This is a genomic window from Amycolatopsis sp. MEPSY49 (assembly GCF_051337345.1).
GTDB lineage: Bacteria > Actinomycetota > Actinomycetes > Mycobacteriales > Pseudonocardiaceae > Amycolatopsis.
The window spans coordinates 101,380-122,619 of record NZ_JBDLYJ010000002.1 but is presented as its reverse complement, the minus strand read 5'-3'; the positions used below and the strand labels follow the sequence as shown (position 1 = coordinate 122,619).

The following is a 21,240-nucleotide window of genomic DNA, read 5'->3' as shown; positions in this document are numbered from 1 at the left end:
GGTCTCAGAAACGCACGGTGCGGAGGTATTCGAAGCCGACCTTCGCGGTGTTCAGCGGGTCGGCGGGCTGGTCGTGCTCGACGATGTACTCGCCGATGGTGTGGCAGGACGCGGCGAAGATGCGCGGGAAGTTGATGACCCCCGCGCCCGGGTCGACCATCTGCCCGTCCGCGGTCCGGTCCTTGACGTGGTACTGCGTCACGCGCGGGTAGTTGCGGCGGAACAGCTCGACCGGGTCCGCGCCCCCGTTCACCGCCCAGAACAGGTCGATCTCCAGGTGCACGAGCCGCTTGTCCGTCTTCGCGGTGAGCACGTCGTACGGGACCACGCCGCCGATCGGGGCGAACTCGTGGTCGTGGTTGTGGTAGCCGAGCTTCAGCCCGGCCTTCTTGAAGGCGACCGCGGCGGTGTTCATGCGGCCCGCGAAGGCTTCCCACTCCGCGATGGTGCCGAAATTCGCGTACGGCACGACGACGGAGCGGTTGCCGAGGACCTGCGCGTCGGCGATCGTCTGGTTCAGGTCGCCGTCGATGCCGACGTGCGTCGAGGAGGCCTTGATGTGGTTGCGGTCGAGGATGGCGCGGAACTCGGTGGCGCTGCGGCCGTACGTCCCGGCCAGCTCGACCTTCCGGTAGCCGATGTCGGCCAGCGCCGACAGCGTGCCCTCGGGGTCGTTCTGGAGCAGGGAACGCAGGGAGTAGAGCTGGATGCTGATCTTGTCGAGCGGGATGCGCCGGCGGGCCGGGGAGGCGCCCGCGGTGCCAGGCAACGCGATGGCCGCCGCCCCCACCGTGAGGGCGGCTGTCGCCACGTTCAGGAACGTCCGTCGGGAGTGCTGCTCAGCTTGGGGACCGCACATGGAACTCCCTCATTTCTGGTTGCTGAAAGCCGCGTCGAAAGCCGCCGACGGCTGGTCGAACAGGTGCTCGCGCAGGTACTTCACCGCCTCCGCCGCGCCTCGGAGCCGGTCCATCCCGGCGTCTTCCCACTCCACCGAGATCGGGCCGGTGTAGCCGATCGAGTTCAGCGCCCGGAAGCAGTCCTCCCACGGGACGTCGCCGTGGCCGACGGACACGAAGTCCCAGCCGCGACGGGGATCCGCCCAGGCCAGGTGCGAGCCGAGCCGGCCGTTGCGGCCGTCGAAGCGCTTTCTCGTGTCCTTGCAGTCGACGTGGTAGATCCGGTCGGCGAAGTCGAGGATGAACCCGACCGGGTCGAGGTCCTGCCAGACGAAGTGCGACGGGTCCCAGTTCAGCCCGAACGCCGGCCGGTGGCCGACGGCTTCGAGCGCGCGCTTGGTCGTCCAGTAGTCGTACGCGATCTCCGACGGGTGAACCTCGTGCGCGAACCGGACACCGACCTCGTCGAAGACGTCCAGGATCGGGTTCCAGCGCCGGGCGAAGTCCGCGTAACCGTCATCGATGTCATCGCGCGTGACCGGCGGAAACATCGCCACGTACTTCCAGATCTTCGATCCCGTGAAGCCGATGACCGTGTCGACGCCGAGCTTGGCCGCCGCCCGCGCGGTGTCGGCCATTTCGGCCGCCGCCCGCTGCCGGACGCCCTCGGGTTCGCCGTCGCCCCAGATGCGGGACGGGAGGATCGCGCGGTGCCGGGCGTCGATCGGGTCGTCGCAGACGGCCTGCCCGACGAGGTGGTTCGAGATCGCCCACACCTTGAGCCCGTGCTCGGCGAGCAACGCCAGCCGCGCCGGCACGTAGTCCTCTTCGGACAGTGCGCGGTCCACCTCGAAGTGGTCGCCCGAGCAAGCGATTTCCAGGCCGTCGTATCCCCAGTCGGCGGCCAGCTTGCAGACCTCGGTGAACGGCAGGTCCGCCCACTGGCCGGTGAACAACGTGACCGGACGGCTCACTTCTCCTCCTCCACCGGCGTCCAGGCGGCCTGCGCGGCCGCGCTCTTCTCGACGGCGTCCAGCACGCGCTGGACGCGCAGGCCGTCGTCGAAGCTCGGCGCCGGGTCGGTGCCCGCGCCGATGGCGTCCAGGAGGTCGGCGACCTCGTGCGTGAACGTGTGCTCGTAGCCGAGCAGGTGCCCCGGCGGCCACCACGCGCCGACGTACGGGTGCTGCGGCTCGGTGACGAGGATGCGGCGGAACCCGGCTTCGGTCCCGCTGCCCTCGTACCACTGCAGTTCGTTCATCGACTCGAAGTCGAACGCCAGGCTCGCCTTCGACCCGTTGATCTCCAACCGCATCGCGTTCTTGCGGCCGAGCGCGAACCGGGTCGCCTCGAAGGTCGCCACCGCTCCCCCGGCCAGCCGGGCGAGGAACAACGCGGTGTCGTCGACCGTCACGTCGTCCGTGCCGCCGGTTTCGGAGGGCCGTTGCTTCACGAAGGTGTTCGTCAGCGCCGAGACGCCGGTGATCACGTCACCGGTGACGAACTGCGCGGCGTCGACGATGTGCGCCCCCAGGTCGCCCAGCGCGCCCGACCCGGCGGACTCCTTGCGGAGCCGCCAGGTCATCGGCGCCTCGGGGTCGGACAGCCAGTCCTGCAGGTACACCGACCGCACGTGCCGGATCTCGCCGAGCGCCCCGCCCGCCACGAGTTTCCTGGCGTGCGCGAGCGCGGGCACCCGGCGGTAGTTGAACGCGACCATGGCCCGCACCCCGCGGTCCCGGGCCCGCCGCGCCGCCTCGGCCATCGCCTCGGCCTCCGCGACCGAGTTGGCCAGCGGCTTCTCGCACAGCACGTGCTTGCCGGCGTCCAGCGCGGCGATCGCGATCTCCGCGTGGCTGTCCCCCGGCGTGCAGACGTCGACCAGGCCGACGTCGTCCCGGGCGACGAGCTTCCGCCAGTCGGTCTCGACGTCCTCCCAGCCGAACTTCTCCGCGGCGGCCTTGGCCCGGGCCTCGTCCCGGCCGCCGAGCACGGCGAGCCGCGGCACCAGCGGTGGATCGAAGAACCGGTGGACGCTGCGCCAGGCGTGCGAATGCACCGCACCCATGAACGCGTGGCCGACCATGCCGATCCCGATGGTTTCCCGTCCCGGGCTCATACCCCTCCTTTGGTCCAGCTGGAAAGTTCGCGTCAGGAGTCGAAGCCGACGTCGAGGTACTGGTCGACGTTCTCCTTGGTGACGACCGCCGAATACGTCGTGATCTCGGCCGGGATGTCGTGCTCGGCCAGATCGCCGATCCCCTTCTGCTGCCCGAGCAGCCGGGCGAGCGCGACCGCCGTCGAGGCCATCGACGGGCTGTAGAGCACCGTCGCCTTGATCGGCGAGCTGTCGGCCTTGATCAAGTTCATCATGTTCTTCGAGCCGGCGCCGCCGACCATGATGAACTCCTTGCGGCCCGCGGTGTCGATCGCGGCGTTGACGCCGATGCCCTGGTCGTCGTCGTGGTTCCAGAGGGCGTCCAGCTTGGGCGCGCCCTGCAGCAGGTTCGCGGTCTGCTGCTCTCCCGACTCCGACGTGAACTGCGCCGACACCCGCGGGCCGACCTTGAACCCCGCGCGGCCCAGCGCGTCCGCGAAGCCCTTGCTGCGTTCCTGGGTCAGCGGCAGCGAGTCGATCCCGGCGACCTCGCCGATGATCGGGTTGGCGACGTTCTTCTTCTTGAGCTCCGCGGCGATGTAGTTGCCCGCGTTGACGCCCATCCGGTAGTTGTCGCCGCCGATCCACGTTCTGTACGCCAGCGGAGTGTCGAAGACGCGGTCGAGGTTGATCACCGGGATGCCGGCGTCCATCGCCTGCTGGCCGACCGCGGTGAGCGCCTTGCCGTCGAACGGCAGGATCACCAGGACGTCGACCTTGGCGTTGATCAGCGTCTCCACCTGGGAGATCTGCTGGTTGACGTCGTTGGTGCCCTCGGTCGCGTTGAACTTCACCTCGCTGAACTTCTGCGCCTGGGCCTTGGCGTTCTTGGTGATCGCCGCGATCCAGCCGTGGTCCGCGGCGGGTGCCGAGAAGCCGATCGTGACCGGCTTGCCCGGCTGGGCGTTGTTGCCCGCGTTGGCGACCGGCGCGTTCGACTCCGAGTTCGCGGGCGTGTTCGACGTGCAGCCGGCCAGCAGCGCGCCGGCGCCGACGGCGGCCCCGCCCAGCAGGAATCCCCGGCGGCCGAGGAAGGGTTGTTCGGTCATGACGGCCTCCAAAGGTGTTTCTACGGACCGGTCCTGGCTTTCCTGGCCCGGAACTGCAAGAGCACGGCGAGCACGATGATCACGCCCTTGGCGATGTTCTGGATGTCGGTGTCCAGGTTGTTCAGCGTGAAGATGTTCGACAGCACCGTGAAGATCAGCACGCCGACGAGGGTGCCGATGAGCGAGCCGCGGCCACCGGTCAGCAGCGTGCCGCCGATGACCACCGCCGCGATCGCGTCGAGCTCGTAGAACATGCCGTTGGTCGACGCGCCCGCCGTCGTCCGCGCGACGACCATCAGCGCGGCGATCCCGCAGCACAGCCCGGCCACGCCGTAGACGAGCGCGAGGTGCCGCTTGACGTTGATGCCGGCCAGCCGCGACGCCTCGGCGTTGCCGCCTACCGCGTACGTCCGCCGGCCGAACGTGGTGCGGTTGAGCACGACCCAGCCGACCGCGAACACGAGCGCGAACAGCCAGATCAGCGTCGGGATGCCGAGGAAGCCGCCGCGGAAGAAGGCGAGGAAGTCCTGGTCGGCGACGACCTGGGTGCGCCGGCCGCTGATCCGCTCGGCGAGCCCGCGGGCCGAGACGTACATCGCCAGCGTGGCGATGAACGGCACGACCTTGCCGTAGGCGACGAGGACGCCGTTGATCAGCCCGCAGCCGAGACCGACCGCGAGTCCACAGAGGACCATGACCCACGGCCCGTAGGACTGCGTGGCCAACGTCGTCAGCCAGACGCCGGCCAGGCCGACCATCGAGCCGACGGAGAGGTCGATGCCGCCGCTGATGATCACGAACGTCATCCCGACGCTGACCACGCCGATCGCCGCGGCCAGCCGCAGGATCGTCGAGATGTTGCTTTCGGTGAAGAACAGCTCGGGCCGGGTGAACTGGCCGACCAGGCACAGCACGACGAGCACGCCGGCCAGGCCGAGCAGCCGCGGGTCGGCGGAGAAGGCGAACCGCCGCTTCCGTTCGGCGGGAAGCGCTTCCTGTGGCGGTGCTTGCGTTTCGGTCATGCCGCGCTCCCCTCGAGAATCACGTCGAGCACCTCGGCCTCGGTCAGCCCGCCGGAGCGCCGGTCGGCGAGGACACGGCCCTCGCGCAGCACCAGCACCCGGTCGGACAGCCCGAGCACCTCGGGGATTTCGCTGGAGACCAGCACGATCGCGACGCCGGTCGCGGCCAGCTCGTCGATCAGCCGGTACAGCTCGGCGCGGGCGCCGACGTCGACCCCGCGCGTCGGCTCGTCGAGCAGCAGCACCCGGCACCCGCGGACCAGCCACCGCGCGAGCACGGCCTTCTGCTGGTTGCCGCCGGACAGCGTGCGGACGATCCGCCGCGGATCGGCCGGCCGCAGGTCGAGGCGCCGCAGGCTCGCGCCGGCGTCGTCCAGCTCCTTGGCGCGCTCGGTGAACCCGAGCTTCGCGTACCGGCCGAGGCTGGCCAGGGTCACGTTGTGCACCACCGGGAGGTCGAGCAGCAGGCCCTGGCTCTTGCGTTCCTCGGGTGCCAGCCCGATCCCGGCCTTGACGGCGGCCCGGACGTTGCCGGTGCTCAGGGGTTTCCCCTGCACGGTGATGGTTCCGGAGTCGGCCTTGCGCGCGCCGAAGATCGTCTCGAGCAGCTCGCTGCGGCCCGAGCCGACCAGCCCGGCGATGCCGACGACCTCACCCGCGTGGACGGTGAAGCTGACGTCCTCGAACTCGCCCTGCCGGGAGAGGTGCTCGACTTCGAGGGCCGGCTCCGGCCGGGCGTGGCCGTCGTGGCGCGGCCCGAAGACCGTCTCGACCTTGCGGCCGGCCATCAGCGCGACCAGGTCGGCGGTCGGCGTCGCGCGGGCGTCGAGGCCGGTGCCGACGGTCCGGCCGTCCTTGAGCACGGTGACCCGGTGCCCGATCCGGCGCAGCTCCTCGAGCCGGTGGGAGATGTAGACGACCGCGACGCCGTCGGCGGTCAGCTCGCCGACGATCCGGAAGAGGTTGTCGACCTCCTCGCCGGCCAGCGCGGCGGTCGGTTCGTCCATCACGAGCAGGCGGGCGTCGTGGGCCAGCGCGCGGGCCATCGAGACGAGCTGCTGCCCGGCGGCGGACAGCTTGCCGACCTCGGTCGACGGCCGGATGTCGGGGTGGCCGAGCCGGGCCATCAGGCGGGCGGCCTCGTCGCGGGCCTGCGAGATGCGCGTGAAGCCGAAGCGGGCGCGTTCGTGGCCGAGGAAGATGTTGTCCGCCACCGAAAGGCCGGGCACCAGGTCGAGTTCCTGGTACATGGTGGCGATGCCGAGGCGCAGGGCGTCGACCGGCGAGGCAAGCGTGACGGGTGCGCCCTGCCAGGTGATCTCGCCGGTGTCGGGCTGGTGCGCGCCGGCGAGGACCTTGATGAGCGTCGACTTGCCCGCGCCGTTCTGCCCGAGCAGGCAGTGCACCTCGCCCGGTTCGACGTCGAGGTCGACGCCGTCGAGCGCGCGGACACCGGGGAAGGTCTTCACGATCCCGCGGACGGAAAGCAGGCTCATACCGTTGCCTCCTCGACGAGCGTCGGGTTCGCGAACAGCCGCTCGGCGGCCAGGTGCGCGGCGCCCCGCAGCGGCGCCCCCAGGCCGAGCCGGGACGGCACGATCCGGGCGTGGCCGAGCGGCCGGGCGGCGAGCTCGACGCGGATCGGTTCCACCAGCCAGTCGCCGAGCTCGGCGAAGTAGCCGCCGAGCACGACGACGTCCGGGTCGAGCACGTCGACCACAGTGGACAGTGCGACGCCGAGCGCGACGCCGAGTTCGTGGACGGCCGTGCCCGCGCGCTGGTCGCCGAGCCGGACGCGCTGCTTGAGCAGAGCGACCCGGCCGCCGACGCCGAGAGCGGGGTCGTGCAGCGGATCGCCGGGCGCGGCCGCCGCGCGCAGGACGGCGGCCAAGCTCGCCTTCGTCTGCAGGCAACCGGTCCGGCCGCAGGAGCACCGTTCGCCGGACGGGTCGACGGCGATGTGCCCGACCTCGCCCGCGAACCCGCGCGCGCCACGCAGGATCGTTCCCCCGGAGACGAGTCCCCCGCCGACGGCGGTGCCGCCGCTGAGGTAGAACAGCTCGCTCCCGGCGCCGTCAGCGGCTTCGGCGAGGGCGCCGAGGTTGGCGTCGTTGTCGACGGCGACGGCCTCGGCGGGCACGCCCAGCCGGGCGGCCATCAGGCCGGCGATCTCGGCATCGCGCCAGCGCAGGGCCGGGGCGAGCCGCAGCACGGCGGCGGCCGAGTCGACGAGCCCGGGTACGGAGACGGCGACCCCGACGGGGGTGCCGGGCAGCACCTGGTGGGCGAGGTGGGCGAGTTCGTCCATGCAGCGCGGCAGCCCGAGCGCGGCGACGTCGACGATCTCGGCTCTTTCGGCGAGGGTCCGGCCGGCGAGGTCGGTGACGACGGCGGACAGCCGGTCGGCTTCGATGCCGAGGGCCAGGGCGTAGGCGTCTTCGCCGTGGAGTTCGACGAGCCGGCTCGGCCGCCCGTTGCCGGTCCGGACCCCGGCGGCCCGGACGAGCCCGCGGCCGGAGAGGTCGGCGAGCAGTCCGGGAAGGGCGGACTTCGCGATCCCGCACCGGGCGGCGAGCTGGGTGCGCGAGAGGGGGCCGGCACGCAGGGCGCGGAGGACGGAGGCGAGGTTGGCTCGCCTGGTGTCGGCCACGGTGCCCCCACTTGTGTCGAAGATCGACGGACTTTGTCGCTCAGGCAGCGAAAGTAGGGTGGCGCGCATCACTCGTCAAGGTGAAGGAGTAGCCCAGTGCCCGGTTTTCACCCGGATAGACGTGCGAAACCGGACAGACTTTCGATCGGTTCATGCGAAAGTCTGTCCGGTTCAGACATTACTAGGACGACTGGCCCAGCGACCGCATGTGACTTCTCAGCCGGCTCCAGACGACGTGAATGACTCATTCATGTCGTCAGGTGACAGGGCTCCGGCAAAGTCGTGGCCGCGCGGTCTGCCCGGCGTCGCGGCGATGTCATGAAAGGGTCGTTCATGTCGTCTGACGAGGTGAACGACCCGTTCATGACGTGCGGCGACCGGAGCGGCCGCGCTGACCTGCCGTAGCCGGACCCTGTCGTCAGGTGACAGGGCTCCGGCAACGGCGTGGCCGCGCGGTCTGCCCGGCGTCGCGGCGATGTCATGAAAGGGTCGTTCATGTCGTCTGACGAGGTGAACGACCCGTTCATGACGTGCGGCGACCGGATCGGCCGCGCTGACCTGACTTTGCCGGACCCTGTCGTCAGGTGACATGAATGAGTCATTCACGTCGTTCGTGCGGGAGCGGGAGGGGGAGCCGGCGAGCGCGCGGCTCAGCTGCTGAGCGTGAACGCCCGGTCGGTTGCCGACCAGGCCGCCCCGATGACGCCCGCCGTCTCCCCCAGCTCCGACAGCACGATCGGCAGGTTCCCCGTCGCCAGCGGGAGCGACCGCCGGTACACCGCGCTCCGCACCTCGGCCAGCAGCTGGTGCCCCAGCTGGGCCACCCCGCCGCCGATCACCACCATCCCCGGGTTGATGAAGCACACCAGCGAGGCGATCACCTGGCCGAGCCGGCGCCCGCCGTCGCGGATGAGGTTCACCGCGCCGAAGTCGCCCGCCGCCGCCGCTCTCCCCACGTCGCGGGCCGTTACCGCGCCGCCCTCCGCCGCCACCTCCGCGAGGTGCGCCGAACGGCCGCTGCGGGCCAGCGCCAGCCCGTCGCGGGCCAGAGCCGCGCCGCCGAAGTACGCCTCCAGGCAGCCGACCTCGCCGCACGCGCACGTCGGCCCGTAGTCGTCCAGCCGGATGTGCCCGATGTCGCCCGCCGTGCCCGCCACCCCGCGGTACACCTTGCCGCCCAGCACGATCCCGCAGCCGATCCCGGTGCCGATCTTGACGAACATCAGGTCGTCGGTCGAACGCGCGACCCCCGCGTGCCGCTCCCCCAGCGCCATCGCGTTGACGTCGTTGTCCACCGCCACCGGGCAGCCCCACAGCCCGCCGAGGTGGTCGCGCACGTTGAACCGGTCCCAGCCGGGCATGATCGGCGGCGCCACCGCCATCCCCTCGGCGAAACTGACCGGCCCCGGCAGCCCGATCCCCGCCGCGACCAGCCGGCCGGGCGCCTGGTCCCGGATCTTCGCCGCCAGTTCGGCGACCCGCCGCAGCACCGGGTGCGGCCCCTGCCGGACGTCGCAGTCTTCGATGGTGTGCGCGAGCACCTCGCACGAAGCGTCCGTGACGGCCAGGCCGACCGACGTCGCCCCGACGTCCACCGCCAGCACCCGCAGGTCACCGGCGAGCCGGACCAGCGTGGACCGCCGCCCGCCGCGACTGGCCGACGGCCCCGCCGTCTCGACGAGCCCGACCTCCCCGAGCCGGGTCACCTCGGCGCCGACGCGGGCGCGCGGCAGCTCGAGGCGCTCCCCCAGCTCGACCCGGGACATCGGGCCCTCGTCCCGCAGCAGGGTGAGCAACCGGGTCTGGTGCCGGGTCTCGACCATCGACTGCTCCGGACTGGATACCGCGCTCATTCGGTTGAGCGTAGTGCGTCCGCGCGCCGGCCCGGCGTCACTCGGGCCAGCGCACCTCGTCCGGGTACGAGTGGAACTGCCGCAGGTGCCGCTCCTCGGTGCGGCCCTGCAGCGGGAACTTGAAGCGCGAACCGTCCGGCCAGGTCAGCGTGCGCTTGCGGAAGCTGACCTCCGGGGCCGCGTTCCCGCGCGCCTCCCACACGATCCGCGGCTCGGGCGCGTCGGCCGGGTCCAGGTACGTCGCTCCGGTGTCCACGAACGCGACCGACGACGGCGAGCACACCAGCCACGGGCCCTTCGCCCGCCGCAGCCCGTCGAGCGGTTCGAGGACCTGGGCGTCCGCCGGGCCGGTCACGTGGACCTCCGGCTCGCCCTTGCCGCCGCCGCTGCCCGCCGCGCTCGCCAGGTACGCGACGTACCCGACGGCCGCGCCGATCCCACGCGCGACGGTCAGGAAACCCTGCCGCACCAGGCCTTCACCCTCGACCGTGCCGTCCGGGCGGCGGCCGGGAACGGCGAACCGCACGTCCGGGTCACCCAGGCGCAGCACGATCACCGGCTCCCGCCAGTGGTCGCGCATCAGCGCTTCGACGCGCTCCCGGAACCCCGGGCGTACCAAAGCGGCGTCCTTGACGGACTCCATGCGGTCGCCGAACTCGACGGCCTTCCGCTCTAGATGTCCAAGTTCCGCCGGGTCTCCTCCGGCGTCCGGTCGCCACCGATCCGGCTCTTGTCGAACCACGGCTCGTCCTCCTCGGGAGTAACGGCTTCCTTGCCTTCGGTGAACGCCGTCTTGCCCGCGGCGATCCCGGCCTTCACACTCGCGCCGGCGACCAGCGGGCTCGCGCCGACCGACGTGCCGAACATCGTGGAGAGCATCCGGTTCCCGGGCGTGAACGCCACGCCGGCCGTGTTCTCCAGCGTGTCCAGGCCGAACCGCGACTCCCCGGCGTACCGGCCGAGCCGGAACTTCCGGGTCATCTCCACGACCTTCGTCGAGTACTTCGCGAGGAACTCGATGAACGTGTCGAGCAGCTTGCCGAACTTGCCGAGGTAGCGGGTGACCTTCTGCAGCACGCTCGCGGCCTTCGCGATGGACGCCGTCATCGCCGCGGCGACCGAGCTGCCGAAGCTGATCACCGACGCGGCCAGCGCGGGCAGCCAGATGGTGATCAGCCAGGACACCAGCTCGGTGATGATCGCCTTGATCACCTCTTCGATGACCTGCATGACCATCGACCACATCTGCAGCACCTCGGCGACCGACCCGGCCGCCGAGCCGACGCCGCGGATGCCCGAGGAGAAGTCGCCGAGCGCTTCCTTGGCCGCCTTGCCCGCCTCGTCGACCCACTCGGCCAGTGCGGTGTCGCCGGTCTGCTCGAAGTCCTCGGCCAGCGCGACGAAGCCGTGCGCGATCGAGGCGAAGTTCTCCGACGCGTGCCCGATGGCCGGCCCGTCGCCGGTGACGGCGTGCAGCGCGTCCTGCAGCGGCTGGACCAGCTCGAGCAGCATGTTCAGCCCGTGGCTGACCAGCCAGCCGATCGGGTCCATCGCGAAGGTGACCATGTCGGTCGCGGCGGCGCCGACGAACGCCGCGCCGTCGCCGACCAGCGCCTTGCCGGCCGAAGCCAGCTCACCCGCGCTGTCCGCCGAAGCCGCCTGCTGGGCGTGCTCGGCGATCGACTTGCCGGACTTGTACACCGTGCCGACGACCGGCGTGGCCTCCGCCGCGCGGTCGAGGTTCGCGCTCATGCTCTCGTCGTACGGCTGGACGTCGAGGGCGTCCGCGATGCTCTTCTTGGGCTCGGTCACTTGCCCTGCCCCCCGATCGCGTCGATCTCCGCCTCGTACCGGCCGAAGGCGATCACCCCGGCCTCCTCGGTGCCGCGGTACATCTCGGCGGCCTTGGTCATCTTGGTGGTGAGCCCGTCGACGCCGTCCTTCAGCTCGCCCAGCAGCGACCGCAGTTCGCCGAGGCGCTCGGTGTAGCCCTGCTTCGCCCAGATCCCGACGACGCCCCAGGCGGTGTCGGTCACGTCGGCGGCGTCGATCTTCGCGCCGAACTTGTCCGCTTCCTGCTCGTAGTACGGCAGCTGGCGCGCGTATCCGGAGATCGCGTCGATGTTCGTCTGGATTCCGTCTGGCATCGCGGAGAGTTCCCTCGGTCGGATCAGGAGCGGCGGAGGATCGGGCCTTGGTCGAAGTCGTCGTCGTCCCCGGGATCGGGACGGCGCCGCGGCCGCGGCGCCTGCGGCTCCGACGCGGGCTCGGGCGCCGCGGTTCCGAACGCTTCGGCCTGCGCCTGCCGGACCTGGCCGCTGACGTCGGAGCCGAACGCCTCGTCGACGATCCCGGCCTGCTGCTGGGCGGCCCCGGCCACGGCCTGGCGCAGGGTGGCCATGATCCGCTGGGCGAGCTGGCCCGCTTCCAGGTGCATCGCCCCGGCGGTGAGCCGCAGGTCGGTGACGGTGCCGCCGGCCCCGGCGACGACGGTCACGGTGCCATCCGGCGAAGTCACCGACGTCGAGACCTGCGCGACGCGCTCCTGCAGGTCGCCGACCTCGGCGAACCGGGCCTCGGCCTGGCGCACCTTGGCCTGGAAGGTCTCGAACTGGGCGATCAGCTGGTCCATCTCGGCCGACATCGTCACTTCCTTCGCGGTACGGGGGCGTGGCCGGAGCATGACAGATCCGGCGCGTCCCCGCGGCATTTCGCCGGAATGCGAAGATGGTCCCGCCCGGTGGACGGATTCCGGTGCCGCAGGCATCGACCGGCCGGCAACTCCCCGGCCCGCCGTGGCGAGCACGCGTCCCAGCCGGCGTTTCTCTCTCCCGCCCGGGGCAGGTGCACCTCCCGCCGCCGTCCCCGATCTGCGCCACACACGGCGCGGACCGACGGGCGGCAAGCGAGCTCGGTGAGCGACCGAAGCCCCGCCGGCCTCAGCCGATGAAGCCCGCCGCCTTGAGCCAGTCGTGGGCCACCGTCGCCGGCTTCTGGCCGTCCACGCTCACCTTCTTGTTGAGGTCCGTGAGCGTCGCGGTGTCGAGCTTCGCGGCGATCGGCGTGAAGACCTGCTCCAGCTGCGGGTACTTCTGCGCGACCCCGGCGGCGATCGAGATCGCCGGGTTGTAGGTCGGGAAGAAGTGCTTGTCGTCCTCCAGCACGGTCAGCTTCTGGCCGGCCACCCGCCCGTCGGTGGACGCGACCGAGCCGAAGCCGCACGTGTCGCCCTTGCCGACGCTCGGGTAGACGACGGCGTCGTTGAGCAGGTGGACCTGCGGCTCGGGCAGCGTGAACCCGTAGGCCTTCGCGAGCCCGGGGAAGCCGTCGTCGCGGCTCTTGAACTCCGGGCCCATGCAGGTCGACGCCGTTGCCGGGTCCCGCTTCACCAGCGCCGCGTAGTCCGAGATCGTCTTCACGCCGGTCTTGGCCACGACGGCCGCGTTGCCCGCGATCGCGTAGGTGTCGTTGGCCGGCGACCGGGCCCACCACGTGACGCCGTTGGCGGCGTCGGCCTTCTTGACCGCGTCGTACTGCGCCTGCGCGTCGGCGATCGGCTTGGTCTCGTGGAGGTAGCTGATCCACGCGGTGCCGGTGTACTCCCAGTACAGGTCGACCGCGCCGCTGGTGAGGGCCTGGCGCACGTTGCTCGACCCGGTGATGTTGGTCTTGTCCTGCGGGCTCGCCCCGGCCGCCTGCAGCGCGACGAGCGCGATCTGGCCGAGCAGCAGCTGTTCGTCGAACTCCTTGGAGCTGACGCGCAGCTGCGCGCCGCTCAGCGCGTCGATCTTCTTGATGGACCCCTCGCCCACCCCGGCGCCGGGCTGGTCCTTGCCGATCGTGCACCCGGCGGCGAGCGCCGTGACGAAGGCGAGAACGACGGCTGTCGTGCGTCGCATGGCTTGTCCTCCTTGGGGTTCACAGTCCTCGCGGGTGCAGGACCTCCTCGGCGACCAAGCCCAGCCAGTCGGCGAAGAGCGCCAGTGCGGCGACGACGATGCCGAACGTCAGGCTCAGGATCGGCCGGTACAGCCCGATCCCGGCGACGAGCCCGCCGCCGAGACCGCCGCCGTCGATGAACGTCGCCAGCGTCGCGCTCGCGACGGTGAGCACCAGCGCCGTCCGGATCCCGGCGAGGATCACCGGGACCGCGAGGGGCAGCTCGATCCGCCACAGGATCGCCGTCTTCGTCATGCCCATGCCGCGCGCGGCGTCGACGAGGGTCGGGTCGACGCCGTCGAGCCCGACGATCGTGTTGCGCAGCACGGGCAATGTCGCGTAGACGACCAGCGCCGCGACCGCCGTCGCGGTGCCCGTGCCGACCCAGAGCGCGAGCAGCACGACGAGCCCGATCGACGGGATCGCCTGGCCGAGGTTGCCCAGCCCGAGGCCGATCGGGCGGGCCCACCGGGCGCCCGCCCGGGTGAGCAGGACGCCGAGCGGCAGGGCGATGGCGATGGTGCAGACCGTCGAGATCAGTGTCAGCCGCAGGTGCGCGCCCAGTTCGGCGAAGATCTCGCCGGCGTTGAGGTAGCGCTGTTCGATCGAGTCGAGCGGGTACGCGCGCACGACGAGGAACAGCGTCAGCAGCGCGAGGGCGAGCAGGACCGGACGGATCAGCAGGCCGAGCCGGCGTCGGCGCGGCCGTCCCGGGACCGTCCTCTGCGGGGTTTCCGCGACGGCCGCCGGCGGGGTTTCGACGGCGGGCTGGAGGGCCGCGAGCAGTCGCGGGAGGTCGAGTGTCCGCCCGTTCACCGAGACCGCCGTGCTGCCGGTGCGCACCATCGTGTCCAGCGCGTCCCGCAGGGTGGCCTCGCGCGGGATCCGCGGCAGCCCGTCCGCCGCGGGCCCGAGGTCGAGGTCCGCCACCGGGATCAGCGCCAGCCGCTTCAGGTTCCGCTTCGAACCGGCGAAGGACGCGACGTAGTCGTCGGCCGGCGCGGCGAGGATCGCCTGGGGCGTGTCGTACTGCGCGATGACCGAACGCGGGCGCAGCACGGCGATCCGGTCGCCGAGCTTGAGCGCCTCGTCGAAGTCGTGCGTGACGAACACGATCGTCTTGCGCACTTCCCGTTGCAGGCGCAGGAACTCGTCCTGCAGCCGGGCGCGCGTGATCGGGTCGGTGGAGCCGAACGGCTCGTCCATCAGCATGACCGGCGGGTCCGCGGCCATCGCCCGCGCGACGCCGACGCGCTGCTGCTGGCCGCCGGAAAGCTCGCGCGGATAGCGGTCGCCGTGTTCGCGGGTCAGGCCGACGACGTCGAGCAGCTCGCGCACGCGGCCGGCGATCCGCCGCCGCGTCCAGCCGAGCACCCGCGGGACCACGCCGATGTTGGCGGCCACCCGCAGGTGCGGGAAGAGCCCGATCTGCTGGATGACGTACCCGGTGTGGCGCCGGTGCTCGTCGAGGTCGAGGGCCGAGACGTCGGTGCCGCCGACCGTGACGGCCCCGGACGTGGGCTCGACGAGCCGGTTGATCATCCGCATGGTCGTCGTCTTGCCGCACCCGGACGGGCCGGTCAGCACGACGATCTCGCCGGCCGGGATCCGCATGGTGAGGTCCTCGACGGCGGGTGCCGCCTGTCCCGGATAGTGCTTGCGCAGGTTCCGCAGCTCGATCGTCTCGCCGGCGGTGCCGTTGCCCTGCTCCGGCTCGATCTCGCCGAGAGGCCGCGGCCGCCGCCACGTCGTGAGCTTGCCGATCACCACGAAGGCGAGGTCGAACAGCAGGGCCAGCAGCATGATCCCGAGCGTCCCGGTCAGCACCTGGTTCAGGGAGTTGACCGAGCCGAACCGGCCGAGGCCGTCGAAGATCTCGTTGCCGAGCCCGGGCCCCTTGACGTAGGCGCCGATCGCCGCGATCCCGATGGTGATCTGCGTCGAGACGCGGATGCCGGAGAGGACGACCGGCCAGGCCAGCGGCAGCCGCACCCGCCACAGCACCCGCGCGCGGCCGAGCCCCATGCCGCGCGCGGCGTCCACGACGGCCGGGTCGACGCCCCGCAGCCCGACGATCGTGTTGCGCGTGATCGGCAGGAGCGCGTAGAGCACGAGTGCGAACAGGACGTTGGTGAGGCCGAGCCCGAACGGGCCGATCAGGATGCCGAGCAGCGCGATGGAGGGAATGGTCAGGAAGGCGGCGGTGGTCGTGGTCGCGACCTCGCCGAGCCACCGCCGGCGGTAGGTGAGCAGCCCGAGCGCCATGCCGACGAGCACGGCCAGCGCGACGGCGGCGAGGGTGAGGTCCACGTGGAGGATCGCGTCGTTGACGACGTCGATCCAGTTTTCGCGGAGGTACTCCCAGAGGCTCAGTGCCGCGCTCCTCGACGTCGGTGAATTACCGCCCGGCTGTCAGCCCAACACGACCGGCGGGCTCTTGTCCACCGTCCGCTTCGGAATCCGGGTGTATCACCGGCCCCGCTCGCGGCTCCGTCTCGGTGAGGGAAGGGGAGAAACCGTGAGCGTCCTGCTGATCGTTCTCGTCCTCGTGCTGGCGGCCGTGCTGCTCGTGCGCCGGAGTCGCCGCCGGCGGACCACCGCCGTGCTCACCGGTCCGCCCGGTGGGATCCCCGCGTTCCGGATCGTCACGCTGGGGCTGCAGGGCTCGGGCAAGACCCTGCTGCTCACCGGCATCTACCGCCGCCTGCAGACACCGGGCGACCGCGGCTTCTACCTGCGCGTGCCGCACGAACAGCTGATCGAGCTGAACCGGTGGTACCGCAAGGCGGCCGACGTCCACGAGGAGTGGCCGCGCGGCACCACCCGCGGCGAGCTGCGCGAGTTCGAGTTCAGCGTCATGGCCGACGTCGGCGGGGCGACCGAGCCCGTCGTCAAGCTCGGCTACCTCGAGTACCCGGGCGAGCTGCTGACCGACCCGGACGCACCGGGCTCGACCGCGCAGGCGACGCTGCTGCAGGCCATCGCCGGCGCCGACGCGCTCGTCGGGATCATCGACGGCTTCCGGCTGCTGCAGGCCGAACAAGGCGACCAGCGCGGCGCGCTCATGCTCGAAGCCTCCCTCGACGCGATGATCAACGCCATGCTGCCGGTGCGCAGCCCGATCGTCTTCGTGATCACCAAGTGGGACCTGCTCGACCACCTGCACCCGGACGAGAACGAGCGCCTGCGGATCGTGCGCGACCGGCTGATGGCGACACCGGGGTTCGCCGACCTCGTCAAGGTGCACAGCGCCCGGCGGATCGTGCGGCTGATCCCGGTGACCGCGGTCGGGCACGACTTCGCGGTCTTCCGCGACGGGGCGGTCCGCAAGAAGCCCGAGGGCCGGTTCCGGCCGGGGAACGTCGAAGCCGCGTTGTCGGTGGTGGTGCCGGACATCCTGCGCCAGACCGAACTCGCCCTCGACCGCGCCACCCGCGAGGAACTCCTGAACGCCGCGCAACGGCGGTTGCGGATGGGGCCGGCCGAGGCCCTGCGGACGCTGGGCGCCCACCTCACCGCGCACGCCGCGCGGGCGCTGGCCGCCGCGGTCGGCGCCGGGGTGGTCGCCGAGTCCGGCCTGATGCTGCTGCTCGACACCCTCTCGCCGCACGACGACCCGGCCGGGCGCACCGAACGGCTGGCCCGGCTCGGCGAGGCCGACCGGCTGGCGGAGGACTTCGTCCAGGCCCGGCGGCGGGTGGTCGGCGAGCTGCAGCGGCAGGTCGCGGTGCTCGAGGCGAAGCTGCCGGTGTCCCGCCTCGGCGGCGACCGCTGGGGTGACTGGTGACCGGCCGCGCGTGGCCGTTCCTGGTCGCCCGCGGCCGCCGGCGCGGGTACTCGGCGCTGCTGGTCCCGGGTTTCCTGCGGGAGCACGGGTTCCTGGAGGCGACCGCGACCCCGCTGGACGACGTGCCGTCCCGGGCGGCGCCGACCCCGCACGGCGTGCTGGTCTGGGCCGAGCACGCGGTGACGGCGGCCGAAGCCCACGGCGAACCCCGCGACGAGTACGGCCGTCCGCTGGTGCTGCTGCACGGTTTCCTGTGCCCGGACGGCGATCCGGTGACGGTCGCGGACGCGCTGGCCCGGACGGAGACCACCGCGCTCGCGGTGTACGACCGGTTCCTCGCCGACGAGGAAGGCTTCACGGCACAGCGTTCGGAGCCGTTCGGAATCGAGGTCGTCGCGGTGGCCCGGCCGCGGGCGGCCCCGCCGGTGGAGCCGGCCCGGCCCGCTCGCGCCCTGGTGTGGGCGGGAGCGGGCGCGCTCGTGCTGGCGGCGGGAGTGGCCGCGGTGGTCGGCTTCGCCTCCGGCGGCGAAGAAGCTCCGCCGGCGTGCGCCCCCGAAGTCGTGGCACTGACAGTCACGCCGACGACTTCGGTGGCGACCTGCGTCCGCGACGGGAAAACGGTGCAGTACTCGTCCTCCCGGCCCTAGCCGGCCGGGAGGATGCGGCCGCGGACCTCGCCGAACGCGATGCGCTCGCCGTTCGCGCCCGGGGCCGTCGCGGTGATCACCACCTCGTCGCCGTCCTCCAGGAAGCTGCGCTCCTCACCCTTGACCGTCAGCGGTTCCTTGCCGCCCCAGCTCAGCTCCAGGAACGCGCCGCGCTGGTGCTTCTCCGGGCCCGAGATCGTGCCCGACCCGTAGAGGTCGCCGGTGCGCGACGACGCGCCGTTGACCGTCAGGTGGGCCAGCATCTGCGCCGGCGACCAGTACATCTCGCGGTACGGCGGGCGGCTGACCTCCTCGCCGTTCCACGCCACGACCAGCTCGACGTCCAGCCCCCACGGCCGGGTTTCCCGCAGGTACGGCAGCGGCTCCGGGTCCTGGCCGGGCAGCGGGGTCCGCGCGGCCTCCAGCGCCAGGATCGGCACGACCCACGCCGAGATCGACGTCGCGAAGCTCTTGCCGAGGTTCGGGCCCAGGGGCACGTACTCCCACGCCTGGATGTCGCGCGCGGACCAGTCGTTGAGCAGCACCGCGCCGAACACGTGCCGCGCGAAGTCGTCGGGGGCGATCGGGGTGTTCAGCGGCGTGCCGGTGCCGACGACGAACCCCAGCTCCGCCTCGATGTCCAGGCGGGTGCTCGGCCCGAACACCGGCGCCGGGTCACCCTTGCGCTGGCCGCTCGGGCGGACGATGTCCGTACCCGAGACCAGCACGGTCCCGGCCCGCCCATGGTAGCCGACCGGGAGGTGCTTCCAGTTGGGCAGCAACGGTTCCGCGTCCGGCCGGAACAGCCGCCCGACGTTCGACGCGTGGTGCTCGGACGCGTAGAAGTCGACGTAGTCCGCGACTTCGATGGGCAGGTGCAGGGTGACGTCGGCGACCGCGTGCACGGCGTCGTCCGGGACCTCGCCGGCGACGAGCTCGGTCACGCGCGACCGGACGGCCACCCAGCGGTCGTAGCCCTGTGCCATGAACGGGTTCAGGGTCGGCGCGGCGAAGACGTCGTCGCCGAGCGCGCGGGCCAGGTCGAGCACCGAGTCCCCGACGCGGACGCCGACGCGCGGGGCGTCGCCGTCCACCGAGAACACGCCGTAGGGCAGGTTCGCGGTGCCGAAGGGGGAATCGGCGGGGATGTCGATCGTGGTCATGCCTCTCCTCGGGGCAGCAGGCCGAGCGCGGCCAGCTCGGTCAGGGGGTCGCCGATGCTGCAGGTGCCGAACGACGTGAACCGGGTGCGGACGCCCTCGTCCAGGTCGCGGACCAGCCCCGCGACGACCGTGCCGTCCCGCTCGGCCAGGTGCGCTTCGGCGTGGTCGGGGTCACCGGCCGCGAGCAGCAGGTTGAGGAACCCGTGCTGCTCGAACCCGGTTTCCGGGTCGGTGTTGCGCAGCGCGTGGTGCAGCCCCGCGGTCGCCTTGAACGGGACGTCGGCGTCGACGGCGGCGCAGATCGCGGCGGCCAGCTCGGCCTCGGAGGGGTACAGGTCGGCGCGCACCCCGCCGGTCCGGAACTTGGCCCGGTGGCCCGTCCCGGAGAGCGCCCGCAGCAGCGGGACGCGCCGGTCGTCGCGCGGGATCTCGACGTAGACCGGGGCGGTCGCGGCCGCGACGGCGTCGAGGACTTCGTCCGGTCCCATGCCGTCCGGCACCGCGATCTCCAGCGCTTGGAGGTCCACCGGCAGGGCCGGCACGGCGGCGAGCACGCCGGGCAGCTGCGCCGGACCGCCGGGCAGCGTCACCGCGACCGGCAGCGGGGTGGCGCGCGGCCCGAGCAGGTCGCCCAGCGCGTCGAGCGCCGGGGCGGCGAGCACCAGCGGGCCGACGAGGTCGCGGTACCAGGCCTTGGTGTGCGCGTCGTGCGCGGCGACCGCGTCCGGCAGCGGCGCCAGGCCGGGCGGGAACACCGCGGCGTCGTCGCACAGCCCGGCGAAGAGCGCGGGGATCACGCGTCCGGCCCCCGTCCGGACCAGGTCCACGCGTAGCCGGGGTCCTCGCTCGCCAGGCCGCCTTCGCCGAGCTCGAGCGGGCGGAACGTGTCGACCATGACGGCCAGCTCGTCGAAGAACTCCGCGCCGAGCGACCGCTCGACCGCGCCGGGCTGCGGGCCGTGGCTGTGCCCGCCCGGGTGCAGGCTGATCGAGCCCTGGCCGATCCCGGATCCCTTGCGGGCCTCGTAGTTCCCGCCGCAGTAGAACATCACCTCGTCGGAGTCCACATTGGAGTGGTAGTACGGCACCGGCACGGCGAGGGGGTGGTAGTCGACCTTGCGCGGGACGAAGTTGCAGATGACGAAGTTGTGGCCTTCGAACACCTGGTGCACGGGCGGCGGCTGGTGCACGCGGCCGGTGATCGGCTCGAAGTCGGCGATGTTGAAGGTGTACGGGTAGAGGAACCCGTCCCAGCCGACGACGTCGAAGGGGTGGGTCGGGTAGACGTACCGGGTGCCGGTGACGCCGCGCGAGCCGCGGTGCTTGACCAGCACCTCGACGTCCTCGCCCTCGGCGAGCAGCGGCTCCTCGGGCCCGTGCAGGTCGCGCTCGCAGTAGGGCGCGTGCTCCAGGAGCTGCCCGAACTTCGAGAGGTACTGCTTCGGCGGCGTGATGTGCGAGTTCGCCTCGACGACGTACGCGCGCAGCGGCTCGTCGCCGGTCGGGACCCACCGGTGCGTCGTCGCGCGCGGCAGGATGACGTAGTCGCCTTGCCGCGCTTCCAGCAGGCCGAACACCGTCTCGACACGGGCCTCGCCGGACTCGACGTACACGCATTCGTCGCCGACGGCGTTGCGGTAGAGCGGCGATGCCTCCCCCGCCGCGACGTAGGAGATCCGGACGTCGCCGTTGCCGAGGACGAGCCGCCGCCCGGTGACGACGTCGGCGCTCTTGTGGTCGTGGCCCGGGAACAGCTCGTGCAGCTTGAGGTGGCGCGGCACGAGCGGGCGGTTCTCGGTGAGCGTCTGGTCCGGCAGGTCCCACGGCGTCGCGCCGACGATCGCCGACGGCACCCCGCGGTGGTAGAGCAGCGAGGAGTCCGACGAGAAGCCCTCCTCGCCCATCAGCTCTTCGTAGTACAGCCCGCCTTCGGGCGTGCGGTGCTGGGTGTGCCGCTTCGGCGGGATGGTTCCCGCTCGGCGGTAGTACGCCATGGTCGCCTCCTGACCGATCGGCTGATTTAGTTCACAGTTTTACTATCTCCTGGGCAGCCTAACGCGCTGCCCAGCCCTCG

Annotated in this window: 19 protein-coding genes; 2 read left to right on the top strand and 17 right to left on the bottom strand. The window is 71.9% G+C overall.

Translation table 11 applies throughout. The features are described from left to right. Positions 1–4: 4 nt before the first annotated feature. From ABFJ78_RS09560 to ABFJ78_RS09495, 14 genes are all read right to left on the bottom strand, one after another. On the bottom strand, positions 5–859 hold the full coding sequence (locus ABFJ78_RS09560) for a TIM barrel protein (protein ID WP_436385520.1): 855 nt from the start codon (positions 857–859) through the stop codon (positions 5–7). A 9-nt stretch (positions 860–868) separates the two neighbouring features. Next, positions 869–1,873 carry a sugar phosphate isomerase/epimerase family protein gene (locus tag ABFJ78_RS09555; RefSeq protein WP_436385519.1) on the bottom strand — a complete coding sequence of 335 codons (1,005 nt, stop codon included), beginning with the start codon at positions 1,871–1,873 and terminating at the stop codon, positions 869–871. Beyond that, positions 1,870–3,018, bottom strand: a complete 1,149-nt coding sequence (locus tag ABFJ78_RS09550; protein WP_436385518.1) for a Gfo/Idh/MocA family protein — start codon at positions 3,016–3,018, stop codon at positions 1,870–1,872. The genes ABFJ78_RS09555 and ABFJ78_RS09550 overlap by 4 nt, the downstream gene beginning before the upstream one ends. A 32-nt stretch (positions 3,019–3,050) precedes the next feature. Continuing rightward, positions 3,051–4,106, bottom strand: coding sequence for a substrate-binding domain-containing protein (locus tag ABFJ78_RS09545; protein WP_436385517.1), 1,056 nt, complete (start codon positions 4,104–4,106; stop codon positions 3,051–3,053). Between the two features lie 20 nt (positions 4,107–4,126). Further along, complete coding sequence (locus ABFJ78_RS09540) at positions 4,127–5,128, bottom strand: ABC transporter permease (protein WP_436385516.1); 1,002 nt, start codon at positions 5,126–5,128, stop codon at positions 4,127–4,129. Beyond that, a complete protein-coding gene (locus ABFJ78_RS09535) occupies positions 5,125–6,624 on the bottom strand; it encodes a sugar ABC transporter ATP-binding protein (RefSeq protein ID WP_436385515.1) in 1,500 nt (499 codons plus the stop codon). The genes ABFJ78_RS09540 and ABFJ78_RS09535 overlap by 4 nt, the downstream gene beginning before the upstream one ends. Then, complete coding sequence (locus tag ABFJ78_RS09530) at positions 6,621–7,778, bottom strand: ROK family protein (RefSeq protein WP_436385514.1); 1,158 nt, start codon at positions 7,776–7,778, stop codon at positions 6,621–6,623. The genes ABFJ78_RS09535 and ABFJ78_RS09530 overlap by 4 nt, the downstream gene beginning before the upstream one ends. Before the next feature lie 650 nt (positions 7,779–8,428). Next, the gene (locus ABFJ78_RS09525) at positions 8,429–9,601 is read right to left on the bottom strand and encodes an ROK family transcriptional regulator (protein WP_436386743.1); all 1,173 of its coding nucleotides are present in this window, start codon (positions 9,599–9,601) and stop codon (positions 8,429–8,431) included. A 67-nt stretch (positions 9,602–9,668) separates the two neighbouring features. Beyond that, positions 9,669–10,274 carry a hypothetical protein gene (locus ABFJ78_RS09520; protein WP_436385513.1) on the bottom strand — a complete coding sequence of 202 codons (606 nt, stop codon included), beginning with the start codon at positions 10,272–10,274 and terminating at the stop codon, positions 9,669–9,671. Between the two features lie 29 nt (positions 10,275–10,303). After that, positions 10,304–11,443, bottom strand: a complete 1,140-nt coding sequence (locus ABFJ78_RS09515; RefSeq protein WP_436385512.1) for a hypothetical protein — start codon at positions 11,441–11,443, stop codon at positions 10,304–10,306. Beyond that, positions 11,440–11,778: a hypothetical protein gene (locus ABFJ78_RS09510; protein ID WP_436385511.1), complete on the bottom strand. Its 339-nt coding sequence runs from the start codon at positions 11,776–11,778 to the stop codon at positions 11,440–11,442. Before ABFJ78_RS09510 ends, ABFJ78_RS09515 begins: the two co-directional genes overlap by 4 nt. A 23-nt stretch (positions 11,779–11,801) precedes the next feature. Further along, entirely contained in the window at positions 11,802–12,275 is a 474-nt protein-coding gene (locus ABFJ78_RS09505) for a YbaB/EbfC family nucleoid-associated protein (protein WP_436385510.1), read from the bottom strand. A 295-nt stretch (positions 12,276–12,570) separates the two neighbouring features. Further along, on the bottom strand, positions 12,571–13,530 hold the full coding sequence (locus ABFJ78_RS09500; RefSeq protein ID WP_436385509.1) for a glycine betaine ABC transporter substrate-binding protein: 960 nt from the start codon (positions 13,528–13,530) through the stop codon (positions 12,571–12,573). A gap of 19 nt (positions 13,531–13,549) precedes the next feature. Beyond that, on the bottom strand, positions 13,550–15,880 hold the full coding sequence (locus ABFJ78_RS09495) for an ABC transporter permease subunit (protein WP_436385508.1): 2,331 nt from the start codon (positions 15,878–15,880) through the stop codon (positions 13,550–13,552). Between the two features lie 208 nt (positions 15,881–16,088). On the opposite strand from ABFJ78_RS09495, the gene ABFJ78_RS09490 reads away from it, so the two are divergent. Together ABFJ78_RS09490 and ABFJ78_RS09485 are read left to right on the top strand one after the other, a co-directional pair. After that, positions 16,089–17,357, top strand: coding sequence for a hypothetical protein (locus tag ABFJ78_RS09490; protein ID WP_436385507.1), 1,269 nt, complete (start codon positions 16,089–16,091; stop codon positions 17,355–17,357). Next, positions 17,354–18,004 (top strand): hypothetical protein, encoded by a 651-nt coding sequence (locus ABFJ78_RS09485; protein WP_436385506.1) that lies wholly within the window; start codon positions 17,354–17,356, stop codon positions 18,002–18,004. Before ABFJ78_RS09490 ends, ABFJ78_RS09485 begins: the two co-directional genes overlap by 4 nt. Here the strand turns inward: ABFJ78_RS09485 and fahA are convergent. Genes fahA through ABFJ78_RS09470 form a run of 3 tightly spaced genes read right to left on the bottom strand, consistent with a single transcriptional unit; the run spans position 18,001 to position 21,160 of the window. Next, complete coding sequence (gene fahA / locus ABFJ78_RS09480) at positions 18,001–19,167, bottom strand: fumarylacetoacetase (RefSeq protein ID WP_436385505.1); 1,167 nt, start codon at positions 19,165–19,167, stop codon at positions 18,001–18,003. The two genes, ABFJ78_RS09485 and fahA, sit on opposite strands and share 4 nt — an antisense overlap. Continuing rightward, positions 19,164–19,994: a hypothetical protein gene (locus ABFJ78_RS09475; protein WP_436385504.1), complete on the bottom strand. Its 831-nt coding sequence runs from the start codon at positions 19,992–19,994 to the stop codon at positions 19,164–19,166. The genes fahA and ABFJ78_RS09475 overlap by 4 nt, the downstream gene beginning before the upstream one ends. Next, positions 19,961–21,160 carry a homogentisate 1,2-dioxygenase gene (locus ABFJ78_RS09470; RefSeq protein ID WP_436385503.1) on the bottom strand — a complete coding sequence of 400 codons (1,200 nt, stop codon included), beginning with the start codon at positions 21,158–21,160 and terminating at the stop codon, positions 19,961–19,963. The genes ABFJ78_RS09475 and ABFJ78_RS09470 overlap by 34 nt, the downstream gene beginning before the upstream one ends. Positions 21,161–21,240 lie beyond the last annotated feature (80 nt).

Coding starts and splice junctions, on each gene's coding strand:
- ABFJ78_RS09560 (WP_436385520.1), bottom strand. CDS start 859: ATGTGCGGTCCCCAAGCTGAGCAGCACTCCCGACGGACGTTCCTGAAC.
- ABFJ78_RS09550 (WP_436385518.1), bottom strand. CDS start 3,018: ATGAGCCCGGGACGGGAAACCATCGGGATCGGCATGGTCGGCCACGCG.
- ABFJ78_RS09545 (WP_436385517.1), bottom strand. CDS start 4,106: ATGACCGAACAACCCTTCCTCGGCCGCCGGGGATTCCTGCTGGGCGGG.
- ABFJ78_RS09540 (WP_436385516.1), bottom strand. CDS start 5,128: ATGACCGAAACGCAAGCACCGCCACAGGAAGCGCTTCCCGCCGAACGG.
- ABFJ78_RS09535 (WP_436385515.1), bottom strand. CDS start 6,624: ATGAGCCTGCTTTCCGTCCGCGGGATCGTGAAGACCTTCCCCGGTGTC.
- ABFJ78_RS09525 (WP_436386743.1), bottom strand. CDS start 9,601: ATGGTCGAGACCCGGCACCAGACCCGGTTGCTCACCCTGCTGCGGGAC.
- ABFJ78_RS09520 (WP_436385513.1), bottom strand. CDS start 10,274: ATGGAGTCCGTCAAGGACGCCGCTTTGGTACGCCCGGGGTTCCGGGAG.
- ABFJ78_RS09510 (WP_436385511.1), bottom strand. CDS start 11,778: ATGCCAGACGGAATCCAGACGAACATCGACGCGATCTCCGGATACGCG.
- ABFJ78_RS09505 (WP_436385510.1), bottom strand. CDS start 12,275: ATGTCGGCCGAGATGGACCAGCTGATCGCCCAGTTCGAGACCTTCCAG.
- ABFJ78_RS09500 (WP_436385509.1), bottom strand. CDS start 13,530: ATGCGACGCACGACAGCCGTCGTTCTCGCCTTCGTCACGGCGCTCGCC.
- fahA (WP_436385505.1), bottom strand. CDS start 19,167: ATGACCACGATCGACATCCCCGCCGATTCCCCCTTCGGCACCGCGAAC.
- ABFJ78_RS09470 (WP_436385503.1), bottom strand. CDS start 21,160: ATGGCGTACTACCGCCGAGCGGGAACCATCCCGCCGAAGCGGCACACC.